This is a genomic window from Dorea sp. BIOML-A1, from assembly GCF_009875615.1.
Taxonomy (GTDB): domain Bacteria; phylum Bacillota; class Clostridia; order Lachnospirales; family Lachnospiraceae; genus Dorea_A; species Dorea_A amylophila.
Genome location: NZ_WWSA01000026.1, coordinates 61,863 through 82,393, shown reverse-complemented (window position 1 = coordinate 82,393; position 20,531 = coordinate 61,863). Strand labels below are relative to the sequence as shown.

The 20,531-nt window shown below is 42.0% G+C and carries 18 protein-coding genes; 5 read left to right on the top strand and 13 right to left on the bottom strand.

Annotated elements, in window-relative coordinates:
* Window positions 1-94: 94 nt before the first annotated feature.
* Together GT508_RS10680 and GT508_RS10675 are read right to left on the bottom strand one after the other, a co-directional pair.
* Window positions 95-364: a hypothetical protein gene (locus GT508_RS10680; protein WP_055283205.1), complete on the bottom strand. Its 270-nt coding sequence runs from the start codon at window positions 362-364 to the stop codon at window positions 95-97.
* A 14-nt stretch (window positions 365-378) separates the two neighbouring features.
* Complete coding sequence (locus GT508_RS10675; protein WP_161144200.1) at window positions 379-1,782, bottom strand: alanine/glycine:cation symporter family protein; 1,404 nt, start codon at window positions 1,780-1,782, stop codon at window positions 379-381.
* A 190-nt stretch (window positions 1,783-1,972) separates the two neighbouring features.
* On the opposite strand from GT508_RS10675, the gene GT508_RS10670 reads away from it, so the two are divergent.
* The 4 genes from GT508_RS10670 (at window position 1,973) to GT508_RS10655 (ending at window position 8,296) form a co-directional block, all read left to right on the top strand.
* Window positions 1,973-2,977 carry a calcium/sodium antiporter gene (locus tag GT508_RS10670; protein ID WP_028086956.1) on the top strand — a complete coding sequence of 335 codons (1,005 nt, stop codon included), beginning with the start codon at window positions 1,973-1,975 and terminating at the stop codon, window positions 2,975-2,977.
* 34 nt (window positions 2,978-3,011) lie between these two features.
* A complete protein-coding gene (locus GT508_RS10665) occupies window positions 3,012-3,947 on the top strand; it encodes a D-2-hydroxyacid dehydrogenase (RefSeq protein WP_117598282.1) in 936 nt (311 codons plus the stop codon).
* 27 nt (window positions 3,948-3,974) lie between these two features.
* On the top strand, window positions 3,975-6,794 hold the full coding sequence (locus tag GT508_RS10660) for an HD domain-containing phosphohydrolase (protein ID WP_161144199.1): 2,820 nt from the start codon (window positions 3,975-3,977) through the stop codon (window positions 6,792-6,794).
* Between the two features lie 110 nt (window positions 6,795-6,904).
* The gene (locus GT508_RS10655; RefSeq protein ID WP_117598284.1) at window positions 6,905-8,296 is read left to right on the top strand and encodes an MATE family efflux transporter; all 1,392 of its coding nucleotides are present in this window, start codon (window positions 6,905-6,907) and stop codon (window positions 8,294-8,296) included.
* A 116-nt stretch (window positions 8,297-8,412) separates the two neighbouring features.
* Here GT508_RS10655 and GT508_RS10650 read toward each other — a convergent pair whose 3' ends face one another.
* The gene (locus GT508_RS10650) at window positions 8,413-9,363 is read right to left on the bottom strand and encodes a DMT family transporter (RefSeq protein ID WP_330576920.1); all 951 of its coding nucleotides are present in this window, start codon (window positions 9,361-9,363) and stop codon (window positions 8,413-8,415) included.
* Entirely contained in the window at window positions 9,353-10,576 is a 1,224-nt protein-coding gene (locus tag GT508_RS10645; protein ID WP_161144198.1) for a dicarboxylate/amino acid:cation symporter, read from the bottom strand. Before GT508_RS10645 ends, GT508_RS10650 begins: the two co-directional genes overlap by 11 nt.
* Window positions 10,577-10,863: 287 nt before the next feature.
* Between GT508_RS10645 and GT508_RS10640 the strand changes: the two genes are divergently transcribed.
* Window positions 10,864-11,157, top strand: a complete 294-nt coding sequence (locus tag GT508_RS10640) for a hypothetical protein (RefSeq protein WP_161144197.1) — start codon at window positions 10,864-10,866, stop codon at window positions 11,155-11,157.
* Between the two features lie 59 nt (window positions 11,158-11,216).
* On the opposite strand, the gene GT508_RS10635 is transcribed toward GT508_RS10640, so the two are convergent.
* The 9 genes from GT508_RS10635 to GT508_RS10595 all read right to left on the bottom strand — a co-directional run bounded on the left by GT508_RS10635 (window position 11,217) and on the right by GT508_RS10595 (window position 20,462).
* Entirely contained in the window at window positions 11,217-11,432 is a 216-nt protein-coding gene (locus GT508_RS10635; protein WP_161144196.1) for a hypothetical protein, read from the bottom strand.
* Between the two features lie 59 nt (window positions 11,433-11,491).
* Window positions 11,492-12,013 (bottom strand): GNAT family N-acetyltransferase, encoded by a 522-nt coding sequence (locus GT508_RS10630; RefSeq protein WP_161144195.1) that lies wholly within the window; start codon window positions 12,011-12,013, stop codon window positions 11,492-11,494.
* 24 nt (window positions 12,014-12,037) lie between these two features.
* The gene (locus tag GT508_RS10625; protein WP_161144194.1) at window positions 12,038-12,808 is read right to left on the bottom strand and encodes a TIGR03915 family putative DNA repair protein; all 771 of its coding nucleotides are present in this window, start codon (window positions 12,806-12,808) and stop codon (window positions 12,038-12,040) included.
* Window positions 12,809-12,814: 6 nt separating this feature from the next.
* Window positions 12,815-14,341, bottom strand: a complete 1,527-nt coding sequence (locus tag GT508_RS10620) for a putative DNA modification/repair radical SAM protein (protein ID WP_161144193.1) — start codon at window positions 14,339-14,341, stop codon at window positions 12,815-12,817.
* Window positions 14,342-14,426: 85 nt separating this feature from the next.
* Window positions 14,427-14,996: a DUF6553 family protein gene (locus GT508_RS10615; protein ID WP_161144192.1), complete on the bottom strand. Its 570-nt coding sequence runs from the start codon at window positions 14,994-14,996 to the stop codon at window positions 14,427-14,429.
* A gap of 3 nt (window positions 14,997-14,999) precedes the next feature.
* Window positions 15,000-16,052 carry a galactose ABC transporter substrate-binding protein gene (locus GT508_RS10610; RefSeq protein ID WP_161144191.1) on the bottom strand — a complete coding sequence of 351 codons (1,053 nt, stop codon included), beginning with the start codon at window positions 16,050-16,052 and terminating at the stop codon, window positions 15,000-15,002.
* The gene (locus GT508_RS10605) at window positions 16,045-16,998 is read right to left on the bottom strand and encodes a substrate-binding domain-containing protein (protein WP_161144190.1); all 954 of its coding nucleotides are present in this window, start codon (window positions 16,996-16,998) and stop codon (window positions 16,045-16,047) included. Before GT508_RS10605 ends, GT508_RS10610 begins: the two co-directional genes overlap by 8 nt.
* Window positions 16,985-18,850, bottom strand: a complete 1,866-nt coding sequence (locus GT508_RS10600; protein WP_161144189.1) for a sensor histidine kinase — start codon at window positions 18,848-18,850, stop codon at window positions 16,985-16,987. Before GT508_RS10600 ends, GT508_RS10605 begins: the two co-directional genes overlap by 14 nt.
* Before the next feature lie 13 nt (window positions 18,851-18,863).
* Window positions 18,864-20,462, bottom strand: coding sequence for a response regulator transcription factor (locus GT508_RS10595; protein ID WP_161144188.1), 1,599 nt, complete (start codon window positions 20,460-20,462; stop codon window positions 18,864-18,866).
* Between the last annotated feature and the right edge of the window lie 69 nt (window positions 20,463-20,531).

Sequence of the window (20,531 nt, the reverse complement as noted above, 5' to 3'; positions counted from 1 at the left end):
GTTTCTTATGGTATGGAACCTGAACAAGAAGCCTTATCTATTGTTTCCTTCAAGGACTGAGAGGCCGCTTCCCCGTTCATAAATTAAATCCCAATTAAATCCAATTACAATCCCCGCCGGTAATCGCCAGGCTCAGAAGCGCATCCATCTTCGCAACTTCTTCTGTGCCTTCGATCTTCTGCAGAAGTTCTGCCGTATCTAGCACATCTTCCAGCGATTCATCCGGGCCGATCTCGTAATCGATCTCCTGCTCGCAGTCCGGACACGGGATCCGTTTCATCGTCTGCAGGGACAGAAAACGATTCCCGCATTTCTTACATTCGTAATATCCGCATTCCTTTGTTCCATCCGGTACATAATACATAGCTGTCACCTCCTCTACTTCCAGCAATCCAGTTTCTCTTTCATTCCGATATCCGTACTCTTAAATACCGGATTCATACCCTTTTTCAGTTGTTTTTCATAATCACCGAGTACTTTCAGTGCCGTATTTGATAAGAGGATGATCACCGGAATATTAATGATCGCCATCACTCCCATTAACACATCTGAGATATTCCAGAGCATGGACATCTCCATTCCGGCTCCCATGAATACAACAAGCGCACATACCACACGGAATGCCATCATGAAATGCCGTCCGGGCTGACTTTTATGAATATATGTCAGCAGATTGTCGCAGTAAAAGCAATTGCCGAGCAGTGTTGTAAATGCAAATAATACCATAGACACCGTAATAAATACAGGACCAAACGTTCCGAGTGATTCCTGCAATGCAGCCTGTACCCATGGCGCTCCTTGCAATGCTTCCGACGGGGCTATCCCGGATGACATACACATCATAGCAGTTGCCGTACATAATAATAAGGTATCAATGAACACCGATAACATCTGAACCAGTCCCTGCTTGACCGGGTGCGTGACATTTGCCGATGCAGCCGCATTTGGTGCAGAACCAATCCCCGCTTCATTTGAATATAATCCCCGGCGGATTCCCTGCATCATGGCAGATCCGGCAAATGCACCAAAGATTGCCTGAAAGTCAAATGCTTCCCTGAAAATCCTTGCAAACACATCTGGAATATATCTGATATTGATCACAACCACGATCAAAGCCACCACAATATATGCCACACCCATAACCGGTACCAGCGTCGAAGTTACTTTTACAATACGTGAACCGCCGCCCAGCAGACACCATCCTGTCAGAACTGCCAGAATCCCTCCGATGATCCACGGTGTCACATCTGCATGATAAAAAGAAAATCCAGCAAATGTAGACTGCAGGTTATAAGATGCCAGCATATTAAATCCAAATGCATATGTCGCGATCATGGCAATACAGAATGCAATTGCCAGCGGTCTGCACCGAAGTGCAGCCTCTATGTAATACGCCGGTCCTCCGTAACATGTTCCATCCTCACCCTTTTTCTTATAAATCTGCGCCAATGTACTCTCCACGAACGCAGATGCGCTTCCAATAATTGCGATCACCCACATCCAGAATACGGCTCCAAATCCCCCGATACAGATTGCAGACGATACGCCTACGATATTTCCTGTTCCAACTCTCGATGCAGTGGAGACCATCAGTGCCTGAAAAGAAGAGACTGCATCTTCATCATCCGGTTTCTCCATTACCGCTTTGCAGGCGCTGCGAAACAGCCGCACCTGCGGAAATTTCGTCCGGATCGTAAAATACACACCAGTTCCGATTAACATAATGACCAGCAATTTACTGTACATGAATGAACTGATGCTGTCAATGACCATACTTAACATACTTGTATTTCTCCTTCTTGTTTTATTTTCCATATAAATATACAGTAAATCCATGCATTTGGAAAGAATAATTTATATACATTGGCACTGGCACTTGTTTCCTCTTTGTTTGATTTTATGGTACAATTACAAGGAGACAGCCTTTGCCGGCTGTTAATATCTATTTAAAGATGGAAAAAAGGAGAATCACATGCAATTATTAAAATCACTCATTATATTAATCGTCGGATTTGTCCTGTTGATCAAAGGTGCCGACTTCTTTGTAGAAGGCAGCTCTGCCGTAGCAAAGCGGCTCCGGATCCCTTCCATGATTATCGGCATGACCATCGTAGCCATGGGTACCAGCCTTCCGGAATGTGCAGTCAGTGTAACTGCTTCCCTGACCGGCAATAATTCCCTTGCCATCAGCAATGCGGTTGGCTCTAATATTTTTAATCTGCTGGTAGTATGCGGTGTCTGTACTTTATTTGTTCCGCTTGCCGTTCAGAAAAGTACTTTACAGAAAGAATTCCCATTATCTATCTTCTGTGCAGGACTTTTACTGCTGCTTGGATATCTGGGTATGACACTCGGACGAATCGATGGAATTCTCTTTCTTATAATATTTACCGGATATCTGCTCTGGATGATCCGCTCAGTCAAAAGAGCACGCCGTACAACAACACCTGATGCTATTTCTTCTATACAAGAAGAAAGGATCTCTCTTTCTGAAGAAGAGATTGAACAGGTTACCTCACATATCAATCTCCTTCCGGCATGGAAATGTCTCATTTTCATTCTTGGAGGTATGATCGCGATCAAGTACGGCGGTGATTTTGTCGTCGATGGAGCCTCTGCGATTGCAGTCCGCCTGGGACTCAGCCAGACATTGATCGGACTTACCATTATTGCCATGGGTACAAGCCTTCCGGAACTTGTCACTTCCATTGTTGCCGCCAGAAAAGATGAAGTCGATATGGCGCTCGGAAATGTCATTGGTTCCAATATCTTTAACATTCTTCTTGTACTCGGTGTTGCCGCAGCAATCAGTCCGGTGGCTTTCGCCTGGGATAACATGATCGACATTGCTGTCCTGATTGTGATCAGTGTGATAACTCTGATCTTTGCATGGACTTCAAAAGAACTCAACCGCAAGGAAGGAATCATCATGCTTATCTTATATGCTGCCTATATGGTATATATCTGTATCCGGTAAAGCAGTGATTTCATTATGAAAGGATGAACCTATTATGAAAATTGTATTTTTAGACGCAAAAACAATCGGTGATGATATTGACCTTTCCGGATTCGACGCACTTGGGGAGGTCACCAGATACGACTTTACCACACCGGAAGAAGCACCTGAACGGGTCAAGGACGCAGACGTTCTGATTATCAATAAAGTTCCTGTTAACGAACAGACAATCCATACCGCAGCGCATCTGAAGCTTGTCTGTGTTACTGCTACCGGAACCAATAATCTGGATAAAGACTATCTGGCTTCCCGCGGCATTGCCTGGCGCAATGTTGCCGGATATTCCACCGAAACAGTAACCCAGCATACATTTGCCATGCTTTTCTATCTTCTTGAAAAGCTGCGTTATTATGACGATTATGTAAAAAATGGAAATTATATCAATGACACCTGTTTTACTCATTTTTCCGAACATTTTTCAGAACTTAACGGCAAGACATGGGGCATCATCGGGCTTGGTGCTATCGGACGCCGTGTTGCCCAGATTGCAGAGGCGTTTGGCGCTCATGTAATCTATTATTCTGCTTCCGGACAACCTGCCCAGAACGGATACACTCAGGTTGATCTTGATACACTGCTTACTACTTCAGATATCATCTCTGTCCATGCTCCCCTGAATGAATATACTGAAAATCTTCTGGATAAAGATGCATTTGCAAAGATGAAAAAATCCTGCATCTTTTTGAATCTCGGACGTGGACCGATCGTTGTAGAGCAGGACTTATATGATGCTTTGATAACAGATGAGATTGCTGCCGCCGGTCTGGATGTCTTATGCCAGGAGCCGATGAGTGAACAGAATCCACTTTTTCAGATCAAAGACAGCCGCAAATTGTTAATTACACCACATATCGCATGGGCTGGCATTGAGGCGCGCATACGGCTGATGGACATTATTCTGAATCAGATCAAAGACTTTTTTGAACTGTAATCACATCGTACTTCCCGGAGGACTGACATGACAAAAGAACTATACATACAAAATACAAAAATACGATATTTATTTTATCTTCTTATGTCCGGCATACTCGTCTGGTTTCTCATCCTTCAGGCATTCGGGACCAACGAAAGAGACATAAACGAAGTGTCCGGTATGCCAGTTTACCATGGTTCGTTCACCTGGCAGAAATCCGACGGCAGTTCCGAAAAAATTACCGTTCCTGGACGATATTCCGTATCACCGGAAGATACTATGATAATCACCTCTACGTTACCGGAAGATTACGATAGTAATACCTTAGCTGTCCGTTCTTCTTTACAGAGTGTACGCTTTTATATTAATGGGAAACTTCGTTCCGAATACGACACCAAAGATACCAGACTTGCAGGCAAAAATTCTGCGAGCCGTTATGTTTTCTGTAAGACATCTGATGCAGATGCCGGTAAAGAACTGCGTATCGAATTACGCACCAATACCAAACAATACTCCGGTGTTGTCAATACGGTATATTGCGGTGATAAGATCGATATATGGGAATTCCTGTTCACACAATACGGTATGGAAACAATCACTGCATTTTTCCTGTTGTTTGCAAGTGTGATAACCATTATCTTCAGTATCATGCTCGGACTTATCTATCATACCAAATTCGACATGGAATATCTTGGATGGTGCATGCTTATGGGATCAATCTGGATGCTCGGTGAATCAAAATTTCGCCAGCTTCTGGTTCCGCACTCCTCCGCACTTGCCACTCTGTGCTTTATTATTCTCATGCTCTCCCCTCTTCCGGTACTCTTTTATGCCGATCAGGTACAGCATAGAAAATACCGCAGGCTCTATCTTCCGATAGGCTGGCTTGCAATTTTTAATTTCATCATCAGTACCATTCTGCATCTTACAGGAATTGCTGATTATATCGAGACGCTTTTTGTGTCTCATACCATCCTCCTTCTTACGGTATTTGTAGTGCTGTTCACATTTGCACTGGATATAAAGAAAGAAAAAAAGCACCGGAATCTGCTTGCATTCACCGGACTGCTTGCTGCTACTATCTCTGTCATGATCGAAGGGATCTCTACTTATTTTGTTGTATCTCTCTCCGGTATATTTGTCGGAATCGGTATGATGATTCTTTTCTCTTTAAATGTGCTTCGCACCGCAGAAAATATACATATGATGGAACTCCGGCGTCAGAAAAAAGAACTGGCCAAACGGAAACGTCAGATTGAGAAAGTATCCCTTCAGATGATCCAGACTCTTTCTACTACGATTGAAGCAAAGGATGAATATGCCCGCGGACACTCTCACCGTGTTGCTGAATATGCCGCTCTGATCGCCGGTGAACTGGGATGGAATTCCGAAGAGATCATGAATCTGAAATATGCAGCACACTTACATGACATCGGTAAAATCGGTATCCCGGATATGCTTTTGAACAAGCCTGCCCGCCTTACGCCGGAAGAATATTCCGTTATCAAAGAACACACCGTTATCGGCGCCGAAATTCTAAAGAATATTACTCTGATCCCTCATGTTGCCGAAGTTGCCCGTTCACACCATGAACATTATGATGGAACAGGTTATCCGGACGGACTTGCCGGAGAGGACATTCCGCTTTCCGCCCGCATCGTAGCTATTGCCGACAGTTACGATGCCATGAATTCCAAGAGAATCTACCGAAATGCACTTCCACCGGAAAAGATCTTTGAAGAAATTCAGAACAACAGAGGACTTCAGTTTGATCCAGATCTTGCAGATATCTTCCTGGAACTGCTTTTCGATGACAGAGTCCATATCTGTGAACACTGTGAATTCTCAGAGGATGATCCTGAACTTCCATTTATTGAAAATGAGATTGAAAATTTCGTTTCTAATGTTATGTCTACGATACAGACACAGGAAGACAGTGAAAGCTTTGACTTCCTCACCGGGCTTCCTATGCGGAGCAGAGGTGAAAAGCTTACTGCACAATTCATGCAGCAATATAGCGGATGCCTCATCTTCATAGATATGGATAATCTGAAAAAGATCAATGATATCCATGGACATAAAGCAGGTGACAGAGCACTGAAAGTTCTCGGTACGCTTCTTGCTGAATCCTCGCAGAATTCTGCCGTATGCCGTCTCGGTGGTGATGAGTTCCTGCTCTTCATTCCTGAAACAGACAAGGAACAGGTGACAGCATTCATTCAGGATCTTTTTGAAAAATTCGAACATGCCAAATCCGAAGACCCTGAGATCCAATATGCTTCTATCTCCGCAGGATTATACCTGAGTACAAAGGGCGAACCTTTTGAAGATTGCTACTCCAAAGCCGATAAAGCACTCTATCATGTAAAACAAAACGGAAAGCAGGGATTCTTCTTCTATCAGCAGATGGAACTGGATTTTTCCGAAGACGAAGTAACCGGTAAAGACCTAGGATTAATTGCCCAAGCTCTGAGCGAAAGCGGCCGTTACAATGGTGCCCTGAACCTTGATTACCGGGAATTTGCAAAAATATATGAATACATGAACCATCTCAATGAGCGCTATAAACATCACTGTTTCCTTATAATGGTCTCAATCGACACCGCACCCGGCTCTGTCACATATACGGAAAACAGAGAATATGCCCTTGCATGTATGGAACAGGCCATTCATGAAAAAATCCGTAAGGTAGACATCTGTACCCGCTACAGTTCCATGCAGTATCTGCTCATTCTGTATGAACCGGATGAAACACAGATTCCAAAAGTAATGGATCGTATCTTCCAATATTTTGATACGTTATATGATAAGAAGGATTTTATACCAAGCTACGAATATCGCCCAATCCTGCATTCAAATGATTGAATCCTTCCCCTATTCATGTTATTATATAATTTTGGGTCTGATAACAAAGAGAATGAAATTATATGAATAGACGCTCTGGTTTGCGGCGTCACTGTGGAGGAAAGAGATTTATGAGTGAAAATCAATCATCTGCTCCCATAGCAGAAAACAAGATGGGAACCATGCCCGTCGGAAAATTAGTATTTAACATGTCCCTGCCAATGATGATTTCCATGTTGGTACAGGCACTTTATAACATCGTTGACAGTATCTTCGTAGCAAAATTATCAGAAAATGCGCTGACTGCCGTTTCGTTAGCTTTTCCGCTTCAAACACTTCTGATTGCGGTAGCTACCGGTACCGGTGTCGGCATGAATGCACTCCTGTCAAAATCCCTTGGAGAGCGCAATTTTAAAAAGGCGAATAAGATTGCTGATAATGCAGCATTTATCTATGCCATCAGTTACATCGTATTTTTAATCCTTGGCTTTACGATTGTAAAACCGTTCTATGCAAGCCAGATTGGAAATGCAGATGTCGAGATCATGAATCTCGGAATTGATTACCTGAGTACAGTTATGATCTTTTCTTTTGGTTTGTTTACACAGATTTTCTTTGAACGATTACTGACTTCTACCGGAAGAACGATCTTCAGTATGACTTCTCAGTTATGCGGTGCTATCACCAATATCATCCTTGACCCGATTATGATTTTCGGACTTCTCGGATTCCCGAAGATGGGAGTAACCGGAGCTGCCGTTGCCACCGTCATCGGACAGTGCGTAGCTGGCATCGTAGCCGGAACCTGCAATCACAAATATAACCATGAAGTATCCTTAAGCTTCAAAGGATTCCATCCGGACATAAGCCTGATCGGACACATTTATGCAGTTGGTATTCCGTCTATTATTATGCAGTCTATCGGATCAATCATGACCTATTCGATGAACCGCATCCTGATCGAGTTTTCTTCTACCGCAACTGCTGTATTCGGTGTATACTTTAAGCTTCAAAGCTTCTTCTTCATGCCGGTATTCGGACTGAATAATGGTATCACACCGATCATTGCTTACAACTACGGTGCCCAGCAGAGAAAGCGTATGATCCGGACGATCAGGATCAGTCTGACAACTGCATTCTGCCTTACTTTTATCGGATTTCTCTGTTTTGAGGGTATCCCACAGGTATTGCTTGGAATGTTCAATGCATCTGCTGACATGCTGAAGATTGGTGTTCCGGCACTTCGTATCATCGGTATCCACTACCTGATCGCATGGTTCTGTATCATTGCCGGTACCGTATTCCAGGCACTCGGCAAAGCAGTATTCAGCATGATCGTATCTATCATGCGTCAGCTGGTTGTACTGATCCCTGCTGCTTATATCCTGTCTAAGATTGGCGGACTGCACGTTGTATGGTGGTCTTTCCCGATTGCGGAAGTGATATCATTTATTGCGTCTATGGCATTTTTGATCAGAATTTATAAGACGATTATCAGTAAGATTCCGGAAGGAAAATTGTAAACTCTATATCGCTGACATGCAAAAGAGGCTGTAAAAATTCTTTTTAGAAAGAACTTCTCAGCCTCTTACTTTATTTACATTTCATTACTGTTTTTCAAAAAGATATTTCCCGAAATCTACTTTTTATTTTTGTAATTCACAATATAAATTCCCACACATACCAGAATCAGTGCAATCAGGCTTCTCGCATTAAATGCCTGGCTTACTTCTCCAAGAACCAGTGCCGATAACACCACACTGCAAAGTGGATTGACAAATCCAAAGATTGCTACTTTTGACACTTCATTATGTGCCAGCAGAACTGACCAGAGTGTATACGCTACAGCCGATACCATCGCCAGATACAGGATCAATACCGCTCCCGCAACAGACATATGATCCAGATGTCCACCCATGAGGATTCCTACTACAAACAACAACACTCCACCCATGAAGAATTGACAGCCGCTTAAGATAACCGGTGATACTTTTTGGGAAAAAATATTGATCAGTACGGTCGATGCTCCATAGGACAACTGTGCAATCAGCACAAAGCCTTCTCCCGTCAGTCTGAAGCCCATATCCATAGAACCGCCTGCCATGTTGATGATCACGACTCCTGCAAATCCGAGAATACAACCGGCAAGTTTTCTGCCTGTCATCTTTTCATTTCTTACTAACAGACATGCCATTAAAATTGCGATAAAATTTCCAAGACCTGTGATAATTCCGCCTTTTACACCGGAGGTATGTGCTACTCCGATGTAGAAGAAAAAGTACTGGACAAAGGTCTGTGCAAAACAGACAGGAATTGCATAGCGGAATACTTTTCCATCTGGAAGAACCATATGTTTTTCACGGATAGATGCAAATACTAATACCAGAATTCCAGCCAATGCAAACCGGATGCCTGCGAAGACGATCTGGCTTGCGGTATCTGCAGAATCTACAGATAAGATGCGATAGCCTGTCTTGATCACTGGAATTGCGCTGCCCCATAAGATGCAGCAGACACACGCCAGAACTGCAACCACCCAGGTCCTTGTTAATCTATTTTGTTTTTCTGTAATTTCCATTTTATTTTTCAATCTCTATCTTCTCTTTCAGTACGACACATCCGGCCATATCACCGATTACATTCACACAGGTTGCTCCCATGTCACATAATGTATTGATACTGATATACACACCCATGACTCCGGCCGGAAGACCTGCCATTGTTGCCAGTGCCGCAAACGATGCGATTGCTCCTCCCGGGATTCCCGGTGTTCCAACTGACAGAAGAACATTCGCCAGAAGGATGATGATCATCATCGGAATACTGACATGTACGCCACATGCATTTGCAAAAAACATGATCATAAACGACATCAGGATTGATACTGCGTCCATGTTAACAGTTGCTCCAAGCGGAATTGTGATACTGGATATCTGATTCGGTACGCCCAGCTCATCTTCCACACAACTTTTGCTGAGAGGAATCGTTGCAGAACTTGAGCATGTACCAAATGCATTCAATGCTGCCGGCATGATCGCTTTGAAGAACTTCACCGGACTTGTCTTTCCGAGAATGCTTACTGCACCGCCATATACAACAAATGCAAATCCAAAGAACGCAACATATAAGATAATCAGCTGTGTAGCCAGTGATATGATCGTCTTTGTTCCATTTGCCTCTACGACAGGAACGATCGTACAGAATACTCCGATCGGTGTGAAATACATAACCGTACTGATAATCTTCAGGCATGCTTCGTTGCAAGAATCAATTACCTTTAATAATGGCTCTCCCTTTTCTCCGATCGCGATCAGTGTAAATCCCATGATCAGTGCAAATACCAGCACCTGCAGCATATTACCCTCTGCAAATGCAGACACCGGATTGGAAGGAATCAGTCCTTTCACTGTATCTAATATACTGTCCATCTTTGTTGCCTGAATATCAGATGTAGCCATCTTAAAGCTGACACCTTTTCCAAGACGGATCAGTCTCGGAATGATCAGCCCGACAAAACTTGCCAGCGCTGTGGTGCACAGAAAGAACAGCATTGCCGCTCCTGTGATCTTACCTGTCGTTCTGGCACTTCCGATGCTTGCAATACCCATTACGATCGAACAGAATACCAGTGGGAAGATCATCATGTTCAATGCACTCATATAGATGCTTCCCAGTACACTCGTTGCAGTCAGAACCACTTTAAACCGTCCCGCCAAAAACAGTCCGGTCAGGATTCCGAGGATCAATCCGCCGAAAATCGCACCGGTGATGTGTTTTCTGTACCACTCATAAAAACTCTTCATTCGTATGTACTCTCCTTACTCTTTTAACTATAATATAACGTCTATATTTTACTATAGACATATAGATAATAGTTTATATCAAAAGGAGTGGGACGTCAATGTCCCACTTCCTTGGTTTCACCGTTTTTACAGTTTCCCCGTTGTTTGTCATATGCTAAAATAGAATTATTATCAATACAGAAACGAGGTGCTTTTATGCAGCACGAAGTATTTATCAGTTATCATCGAAACTCATCTGCTGAACTTGTGGAACATATTGTAGCGGCACTGGAAAGTCACGGAATCAAATGCTGGTATGCCCCACGGGATGTAGATTCAAGCTATGCATCAGGCGTTTCCTGCTGATTAACGAGATTGGTATCTATGTACCTGCCTATATCTGTATCGCAGAAGCCTATCTTGATTTGAATGACTGCACAAAAGCTACGAATGCGTTGGAGCAGGCTTTTACTTATGAATATGAATATTATGGTGAAGAAAATTGCCAGAAATACTGGCTTTATGATATCAAATCTAAGATTTTGGAAAAGCAGGGTAAAAACGATGAAGCTGCCGAATACCGGCGCTGGTCTGAAGAATAATATAAGAAATATATTCAGAGCCGCGAAACATAGCTTCCAGACTATTTTTTATTATTTTATCAGTCATCTAACAGTACATCATTAACCACATCGTATGCATCTTCCAATGCATCCAACGCTTCCGTCAGAGTGTCTGCTTTATCCGCTTCACCGTCTTCTTCATATTCATCCAGTATATTTACCAGAGAATCTTTTACTTGTTGGATGGATGTTATCAGGTCTTTTAACTGTTCTTCTTTTGTTGATGTGGTATTTATATTTACTATTTTGCTCACATTGTACCTCCCGTATTCTTGCCTATTTGTTCTCTTGCTGATACATTTTTTCCAGTGTTCTAATTCTGATTCTTTACACCCATCTCATGCCATTCTTCCCCGCCCCAGGTTGACTGCGCGATTCCTTTATCTTTAAATCCGAATTTCTCATACATCGCTACCTTCGATTCCAGACAGGTAAGGATAATCTCTTTTCTTCCCCTTCCCCATTCTCTTTCGAGATACCGGCGTACCAGTTCTCTTGCAAGTCCCTGACTGCGGTATTCCGGCAGTACATCCAATCCCAGAAGCATGACATTCTTGCCTTCCGGGTTATGCAGACTGGCATCTGTAAAGAACTCGTCCTTTAATATCTCATCATCCGTCGCTAGTCCATTTAAAAAACCTGCCATCTTTCCATTTTCTTTATCAATCACTACCAGAAATAAATCCGCAATTCCGGCAACACGGTCTTTCATATGCTTCTTAGAGCAGGCTTCATTCGGTGGAAAGCAGATTCTTTCAATCTCTGCCGCTTCTTCTGCTTCGTTCTGTTTTATGTTTCTAAATTCATATCTTTCTGAAATATGTTTATTTGACATTTTCTTTTCTCCAATTCTGTTACCTTATAAAGTGTGTCGAAATTCCACCGCATGCTTCCTCTTCCAAATTGGAAACAAATTCCGCTGACACACATAATTCTCCCTCTCTTTGATCGCAACCGCCTGAAAAAACGTCTTCCACATCTCTGTATATTCATCTTCATACTGTTCTGTTTTACGAAGTGACTCAAATTCGTCATCCGTCAGATAACGCAGATAGTTTGTTCCGTCTTTTGGATGTACGCATGCTGTTTTCCGGTTATCATCTATGATCATCCAATGTTCTGATGGCATCCGGTCCGCAAAATGTCTGCCAACCAGCATGATCACATCACTTTTGGGTTCCAGATGACTGACATAGACCTTTCTGTCCAGCGACTGGAATCGTGCAAATTCATTAAAATGATGGCTTTCATTACCGACTTTCCGCCGAAGTTCCAACATGCGCATCACATGAGGATTCGAATACTGTTCCAGTACCTTACTTCCCACTGCAAATCCGACACGCAGAAAATTATAGATTGCCTGTAACGCATCTTCCTCCGCAGAAAGGGTTGCATAATATACATCCAGATATGCTTCATCGGAAATATCCCTGCGAACAGAACGGATTACTTTTTCTGCTTTCACATTATCTCCGTCTACATGGACATATTCATCAAACATTGTCTGCTGTAATATCGGTTCTTTCTTTAATTTTATCTGATCATGGCCGATTCGTAAAGCTTCCGACCAGGCATCATAGATGCAGGTCATAATGTCCTCCAGACGATCCTTACAAGTATATATCTTCATAATTTCCTACCCTATTCCAAAGTCTGCCAACGACAATTGCACATAAGATTCATTGGAATGTTCTATATTCCATACATCTTTCTTATCTACACTCACCAGTTGTCTCATAATATACGATGCTTCAACCGGTGTATGATACATCTGTTTTCCCCCACAGGTAATAAAATAATGCGCCCGCTTAAGTACCACACCCATCTTCTTTAAGCTTGCAAAATCCAGTCTTCCATACCGTCTTGCATGTGTGATCCGGCTGGCGGATTTGGGACCGATTCCCGGTACCCGAAGCAGTCTTGCATAACTTGCAGTCTCTATTTCCACAGGAAATTGTTCGAGATGGCGTAATGCCCAGTCACACTTTGGATCGATCAGTTCATTGAAATCCGGCTTTTCTTCCGACAATAATTCACCTGCCTGGAATCCATAAAATCTAAGCAGCCAATCTGCCTGATAGAGGCGGTGTTCACGCAAAAGCGGTGTCGGTGTTCCAAGCCCCGGCAGTGCATCATCCTCATTCAGCGGAATATATGCTGAGTAAAACACTCGTTTCAGATCAAAGCCCTGATACAACTGCTGGGTCGTCTGCAATAATGTATAGTCACTTTCCCCCGTCGCACCGATGATCATCTGTGTACTCTGCCCAGCAGGTGCAAAACGACGCTTTAAACCAGACATATCATGGGGTGCCAACTGATATGCATTGTCCCATGTAAGGAGTCCATCCACTCTCCCCATTTCTTTTTGAGAAGGCAAAGTTCCGTCCTTTCCATCCGACAGTCTGTCTGTCTTCTTTTTTTCTTCCAGGCTTTCCCGATAATTCCTTTTGGATATTTCCGAAAAAATGCCGTTATTTAACAGTTGATTTCCCCTGCTTCTTTCCATATATGCTGTCTTTCCGATGGCCATCCGGTGTGCAGCAATTGTATTCTGAACCTTTCCCATAGGATTAAGGATTGTCTTCATTGTCTTATTCGGTGCAAGAGTCCGAAGACTCTCTTCCGTCGGAAGTTCCAGATTCACACTGATACGGTCGGCCAGATATCCCGCTGCGGCAAGAAGTTCATCCGAAGCTCCCGGAATCGTCTTCACATGGATATATCCGTTAAAATGATATTTTGTGCGAAGCAGCAGTAAAGTCTCACACATCTTTTCCATCGTGTATGTCGGATTTTTCAAAACTCCGGAGCTTAAGAAAAGACCTTCTATATAGTTACGCCTATAAAACTCAATCGTCAGTTCACAGATCTCTTCGGGTGTAAATGTTGCCCGTTTCACATCGTTACTTGCACGATTAATGCAATATTTACAATCATAGGCACAATGATTTGTCATCAGAATCTTTAATAAAGAAATACATCTTCCGTCCGCTGCAAAACTGTGACAGATGCCGCATGCCTCTGTATTGCCGAGTTCTCCTTTCTTTCCACGGCGGCTGGAACCACTTGACGTACATGCCACATCATATTTTGCCGCATCAGCGAGAATCTGTAATTTCTCCTGTGTTGTATAATTACTGTTTTTGATTTCTATATTCATAGTTTCATTATACAAACAAGCGTTCTTGTTTTCAAGTGTTTTTCGAACATTTGTTCTTTTTATCTACTATACATGCCTGCTATCTTTATTTTTTCAGGAAATGTTCCCTGTTCGGATATACCTGCCTGAAAGCCTCAAGCGCCGCCTCCTGTAACAGCGCAAACTCTTTCTCCATATGAAGCAGATGCGGTGCATGAAAAGCGATCATACTAATCTGCTGCGCAATCTTTTTTGTCACCCCTTCTTCTGACATCTGTCCCATTCCAAATACAAGTGACGTAAATGCTCTTCCTCCCCTGCTGACTTCAATGAATTTCAGAAAGACATTCTGAAGCTCCTGCAAAAGAATTTCCTTATATATTTTTTCCTGAAGCAGTGATTCTGACAGCCCCAAAGTGGCAGCTATCTTCGCTCCCTGCTTTCTCCGTTTTCCTCCCAAATCCACTGTCGTACCCTCTGCCAGATATTTCATTTCCATAAGACATCTCATAAATTCATCTTTTACGGGTGTTCGTTTTCCATATCTTGCAATCCATAACTGTTTCCGGTATTTGTCTTTCTCCGACTCTCCGTCGCCGGTATTTGCTTTTAATAACTCCAGTCTTTTTACCGGATCTGTTTCTTTGTAAAATGCAATTATCCATGCGTTATCCATTTTCTATTTCCTCATTATTGTGTTCAAAAAATGATCTACATTACTGCTATCCACACGGCAATATTCGGAGACATAATATCTGCCTTCCTTTAAATGTTTCCGATTTGTGTCTTTTCCACAGACAATCTCTACCGATAATTTCGCCAATTCCATTGCCTGATCCTCTTTATCATTATAGACGGTTCCCTTCATTTTTCCAGTCTTGATTGCCTCCAGCGCATCGTCCAGACCGTCAATTCCAAATATGACAGGCCAGTTCCGGCAGTCATATCCGGCCTTCTGCCAGGCTGCCACTGTTCCCAGTGCCATCTCATCATTATTGGAAATAACCAGTTCTATCTCATCTCCATATTGTTCAATAAGACGACTCATCCTGTTTTCAGCCTGTCCACGGTTCCAGTCTGCAAACTGATAACTCAATTTTTCAAGATCAATCCCCTGTTCAAGCAAGGTCTTAACCGAATAGTCTGTTCTGCTGATGGCATCCTGATGTCCGGCCTCTCCTTCCAGAAGTATATACTGAATCTTCCCATCCTGATTCTTATCAACCTCCGGATGATTCTTAATATAATCCGCCACAATTTCTCCCTGCATGATCCCGGACTGCTCTGCGTTACATCCTATATAATACAGCTTCTCCCATTGCATCAGATCCTCCCTGACCGGCTCCCTGTTAAAAAAGAGAACCGGGATATCTTCTTGTTTTGCCATCCTGATAATACGGGATGGTGCCGTTCTGTCAACCAGATTCACACACAATACATCACAGCCGGCGTCAATCATCTCCTCAACGATCTCATTTTGATCCTGCTGATTATCATCGCCGTTTTTTACCGTTGTGATGATTTTCATATGATCTGTTTCCATTTTTTTCAGATTCTCTTTTAACTGATCCGTCATAGCATTGATAAATGGATCATCCTGCGTATAGGTTACAACTCCTATCCGGATGATATGATCTGTCTTTACACTCTTGCCTTCACATCCGGTAATCAGAAAAGCAATCAGCAGGATAACTGCTATCATACTTCTTCTTTTTCTGTTTTTTTTACTCATAAGAATATAAGAACCTTTCCAAATTATCATTTAATGAAAATTCATCTCTGTCAAACACCTTTATCTCTGTCTTATGACCTTTTAGCCTGTAGAATCTGTGTTCCAGCCTTTGTGCCATTTCCCCGACACTTTTATATCCGATCTCATAGGCATCCGGAACCACCAGTCCCTGGATATTTCCGTTATCCAATAACACTACCGCTTTTACACTGCTCCCAATGCCATATATGTCCGCTCCCTGATATGAATCTTCATCAGACTGCTCGCCTAGTTCTTCCAATGCATGTGGATCCAAAACCACTATTGCATCTACTTTATCTTTTTTACTCACTTTTTCATAGATATTCTGATCTTTTTTCCGGTAACAATACCAGTCGATCTCACTTTTGGTATCTTTCAGCGAATCCTTTAATCCCCGGATCGCATCCTGATCTGACTTTGATTCTTTCCAGTTTGCGACAACTCCGATTTTCTGCCGCTTCTTTCCCAGCTGCTTTCCAAGTTCAGAACCTATCTTATAATAATCCGGTCCGATTACCGGATTACCGGAATTCCCGCCTTCTTTGGAATATACATCCTCCATGATCAGTGTGTATGGCGTCTTGGCACACTGTTTTTTTAACATGTCTTTCGTATCACTTCCCGGTGCCGGACATATGATAAATGCTTCTATATTGTTGTGCTTCTGCTCTTTTATAATTTCTTTTTCCATCTCTGCATTTTCAATTTCATCTGTATTACAGATAATCATATGAAGATTGTTTATTTTCGCCGACTGCTTCATCCCTTTAATCAGTGAATTCCACCGGTTATCTCCTGATTCCGGCAAGATCACCGCCACTCGTTTTTCCGGCACATCCCGGTCAAAAATCTTCCATGCAAAAAATAATGTCAGTATCAGGAAAATACACTCCAGTATCAGGAATGTAATTTTATTCTTTTTCATCTACATCCCTCCCCTGTATATATTTCTGCATCTCCAATTGTTCCGCATTCTCCTTTGTATATGGAATTGCCGGTATATGGATAACAACCCTGGTCCCCTCATCCGGTTCACTATATATCTCCAAGCCATATTGCTCACCAAACATCAGCTGAATTCTGGAATGCACATTGATCACGCCAACACCCGAACCATGTTTTGGAACTTTATTGTTATCTTTCAGGATATTTTCCAGAACTTCTTTTCGCATTCCCATTCCATTATCTTCTATAACAATGTAAATATCGTCTTCTTTCTTTTCTCCCCGGACTGTGATTTTTCCTTCATCGTCCTCATCCATATTTCCCACGCCGTAATAAATTGCATTTTCGAGAATCGGCTGAATGACTAATTTTACAATACAATAATCTTCTATCTCTTTATCAGTCTGAAATTCCATTTGAAAACGTTCTTTATAACGCACAAGCTGGATATTCATATAGCTTCTGCTGTGCTGAAGTTCATCTTTAACCGGAATGATCGTCTTTCCGCGGGACAAACTGACTCTTAAAAGCTTTGCCAGTTCGGAGATCATAATAACTGCTTCTTCATTTTTCTGTGCTTCGATCATCCAGGTAATAGATTCCAGTGTATTATACAGAAAATGTGGATTAATCTGACTTTGTAATGCATCCAGTTCACTTTTTCTCCGTTCATTCTGCTGACGGATAATTTCCTCCATAAGCGTCTCAATCCGTTCATATGATCTTTGAACAGAATAACCCAAATGTCGTATTTCTGAAGAACCTCCTATGTAAATATCCGTTTTTCCTCCTGCTTCATATGTTTTAACCGATTCATCCAGTTTCCGAATCGGTTTGGATATTTTTCTGGAAATCAGCCTGTTTCCTTCCAGAAGCATCATCATAAGAACCATGATTGTTGTAAAGATATAATATCTGAAATTGTTAATTCTTGCAGTCTGCACGCTCTCCGGTACAACTCCGATCAGTTTCCATCCTGTATAGGCAATGTTGCCAACCACTACACTTTCCTTGTGTCTATCTGTTGTGATCTCATAAGTGCCCTCCTCATACCCGGAAGCCTTCAGACTATTCTCTTCAAACAGTCCTCTGGCCATCTCTGTTTTTCTCGGATGATAGATCATCTGTCCGTCACGACTGATCATATAATAATAGATTCCTTCCGAAGAATCATTAATCTGCTTTAAGACATCTTCGATCACCGAATATTTCATATCTACAAGAAGGACTCCGCTTCCCGGAATCTCCCCATCGTTTATATCCACATAACGGCTCAGTGAAACAACCCAATGATAACGATACAGACCATCTTCATACAAATTCTGAATATGCGGAATGGAAAAATGTACATTTTCAATTGCACTCTCGGCATTCTTATACCAGTCCTGTCCTTTTACATCTATATTTTCTTTTTCAACAGCAACCGGTTCCGAAGCAATCAACCGGCCTTCATTCCCATATAATGCCAGACTCTCGATTTTATCCGAATTCACCTCATATAATAAGCTGAACTGTTCAGCAAATTTTTCGCTGGATATATCAAATTCCTGAACAATATTATAATTCGCTGCATCAAAAATCTGCCGGATATCCAACAGGTCCGAATTCACCCTGTCTACTGTGCTTTCCACCGTCGCCTCTGTATTTGATACTGCCATCTTATCAATCGCAAGCTTAAATCTTTGATACAAAAGGAATCCCATAGTTACAATCGTGACAAGTGTAATCGCCATAAGAACAGACATGATGATCGACTGTATATTAAATACAACATTTTCTTTTAAATCCGAATCTTTTTTTCTTTTTTTCACGCTTTTTCCTGTTCCCTTCATACGCATTACTGTTCTACTTTACAGATGCTCTATACTTCGAAGGAGAAACTCCGAACTTCTTTTTAAATACATAACTAAAATAATTGGCATCGAGATACCCCACTTTTTCTGCTATTGTGTAACTTTTCTCATCTGTATTTAATATCATCTCTGCCGCAATATCCATTCTGTAATCTGTTAAATAAGAGATAAACGATTTTCCCGCTTCTTTTTTAAATACAGAAGAAAAATAAGAATTCGATACACCTAGAACCGCACATACCTCGTCCAATGATATATCCGCCTCCATATACCTTTCTTGCACAATGTTCTGTGCTTCCACAATGAGCCGTCTGGCAGAACTGTTTCTTGCACATTTCAGCTTTTCACTGATCGTTTTCGACATCTGCACAATCCATGCTGTCAGTGAACTCTCATCCATCTGCGATACTTTTTCGTAAATATTCTGCATATTACCGGATATTTTATTGAAATCCAGCGAATTATCTGTACAGAACTTAAAAAATCCACTGACGATCTCCATTGTAGCAAGATTATACTGACTCATGGTTTCTGTATTTTTATGAAGCTTTTCCATCTCTCCATATGCTGCCCGCTCTATCTCTGCCGAATCTCCTATACGAATTGCACGAAACAGCGTCTGCATCCTTGACTCTTCTGACTGAACCGGTTTAATCTGTTCCTTCGGAACAATCTCTCCAATATTAATTGCCCGTTTTGTTCCGTATAAAACCCTGTAAGAAACTGCTTCTCTTGCCCGTTCATAGGAAAGACTAATCTCATACAGGCTGTCACACACGGTTCCGATTCCCGCTGTAACAACTGCACCCATGATGCGGTACGCCCACCGACAGAATCTGTCACAGGCATCTGTTATCTGGGTAATCTTATCTTCCGCATCCAGTTCCAGAATCAGCAGTGTATTTCCCATATATATAAATTCTCGACAGTTCCACTGATCCATCAGTCTCTGCTTGATCTCTCTTTCTACCGACATGGATAAAAGCAGTGGGTTCATGCCTTCTGGCACATGGTTCTCCGATGTGTGGAAGATTACACAACCAAAAAGAGGTCCTTTCATATCTACCTGATATGCCTGTAAAAACCTTTCATAATCATGTTTTTCTACTCTTCCTTCAATTAATGAAATAAAAAAATTGGACTGTAATTTCGGAAGTACTTCCTGAAAATAATCATTTAATTTTTTTACATTTAATTTTTCTTCTCTTTCCCTGTCCAGCGTATGTTTCAAATTAGTCAGACTTTCTGACAATTCTGTTGCATTGACCGGTTTGAGCATATATTCCTTGATTTCCAAATGCACTGCTTCTTTCGCATATTCAAACTCATCAAATCCCGTACAGAGCATGATATAAATATTCGGATATTCCCGATTCAGCCTTCTGGATAACTCTAACCCGTCCATATAAGGCATCTTAATATCCGTCAGCACCACATCCGGCTGGAGTTTTTCTACTAATTCCAGTGCTTTCACCCCATTTGTCGCACTTCCTGCCACCTCAAACCCCAGATCATTCCAATGAATTTTTTTCTCTATCATATCGATGACTTCGGCTTCATCATCTACGAGAATCACTTTATATCGTTCCATCTTTTTCCCCTTTTTCATGGCCGCTATACGTTTATTCCAGTATAACAAATTTACGTCTCTTATAACATA

What these genes read in the sequence shown, in the direction of transcription:
- GT508_RS10675 (WP_161144200.1), bottom strand. Translation starts at nt 1,782, where the DNA reads ATGTTAAGTATGGTCATTGACAGCATCAGTTCATTCATGTACAGTAAA.
- GT508_RS10660 (WP_161144199.1), top strand. Translation starts at nt 3,975, where the DNA reads ATGACAAAAGAACTATACATACAAAATACAAAAATACGATATTTATTT.
- GT508_RS10640 (WP_161144197.1), top strand. Translation starts at nt 10,864, where the DNA reads ATGCTGGTATGCCCCACGGGATGTAGATTCAAGCTATGCATCAGGCGT.
- GT508_RS10665 (WP_117598282.1), top strand. Translation starts at nt 3,012, where the DNA reads ATGAAAATTGTATTTTTAGACGCAAAAACAATCGGTGATGATATTGAC.
- GT508_RS10595 (WP_161144188.1), bottom strand. Translation starts at nt 20,462, where the DNA reads ATGGAACGATATAAAGTGATTCTCGTAGATGATGAAGCCGAAGTCATC.
- GT508_RS10645 (WP_161144198.1), bottom strand. Translation starts at nt 10,576, where the DNA reads ATGAAGAGTTTTTATGAGTGGTACAGAAAACACATCACCGGTGCGATT.
- GT508_RS10610 (WP_161144191.1), bottom strand. Translation starts at nt 16,052, where the DNA reads ATGAGTAAAAAAAACAGAAAAAGAAGAAGTATGATAGCAGTTATCCTG.
- GT508_RS10620 (WP_161144193.1), bottom strand. Translation starts at nt 14,341, where the DNA reads ATGAATATAGAAATCAAAAACAGTAATTATACAACACAGGAGAAATTA.
- GT508_RS10625 (WP_161144194.1), bottom strand. Translation starts at nt 12,808, where the DNA reads ATGAAGATATATACTTGTAAGGATCGTCTGGAGGACATTATGACCTGC.
- GT508_RS10630 (WP_161144195.1), bottom strand. Translation starts at nt 12,013, where the DNA reads ATGTCAAATAAACATATTTCAGAAAGATATGAATTTAGAAACATAAAA.
- GT508_RS10600 (WP_161144189.1), bottom strand. Translation starts at nt 18,850, where the DNA reads ATGAAGGGAACAGGAAAAAGCGTGAAAAAAAGAAAAAAAGATTCGGAT.
- GT508_RS10655 (WP_117598284.1), top strand. Translation starts at nt 6,905, where the DNA reads ATGAGTGAAAATCAATCATCTGCTCCCATAGCAGAAAACAAGATGGGA.
- GT508_RS10605 (WP_161144190.1), bottom strand. Translation starts at nt 16,998, where the DNA reads ATGAAAAAGAATAAAATTACATTCCTGATACTGGAGTGTATTTTCCTG.
- GT508_RS10680 (WP_055283205.1), bottom strand. Translation starts at nt 364, where the DNA reads ATGTATTATGTACCGGATGGAACAAAGGAATGCGGATATTACGAATGT.
- GT508_RS10670 (WP_028086956.1), top strand. Translation starts at nt 1,973, where the DNA reads ATGCAATTATTAAAATCACTCATTATATTAATCGTCGGATTTGTCCTG.
- GT508_RS10615 (WP_161144192.1), bottom strand. Translation starts at nt 14,996, where the DNA reads ATGGATAACGCATGGATAATTGCATTTTACAAAGAAACAGATCCGGTA.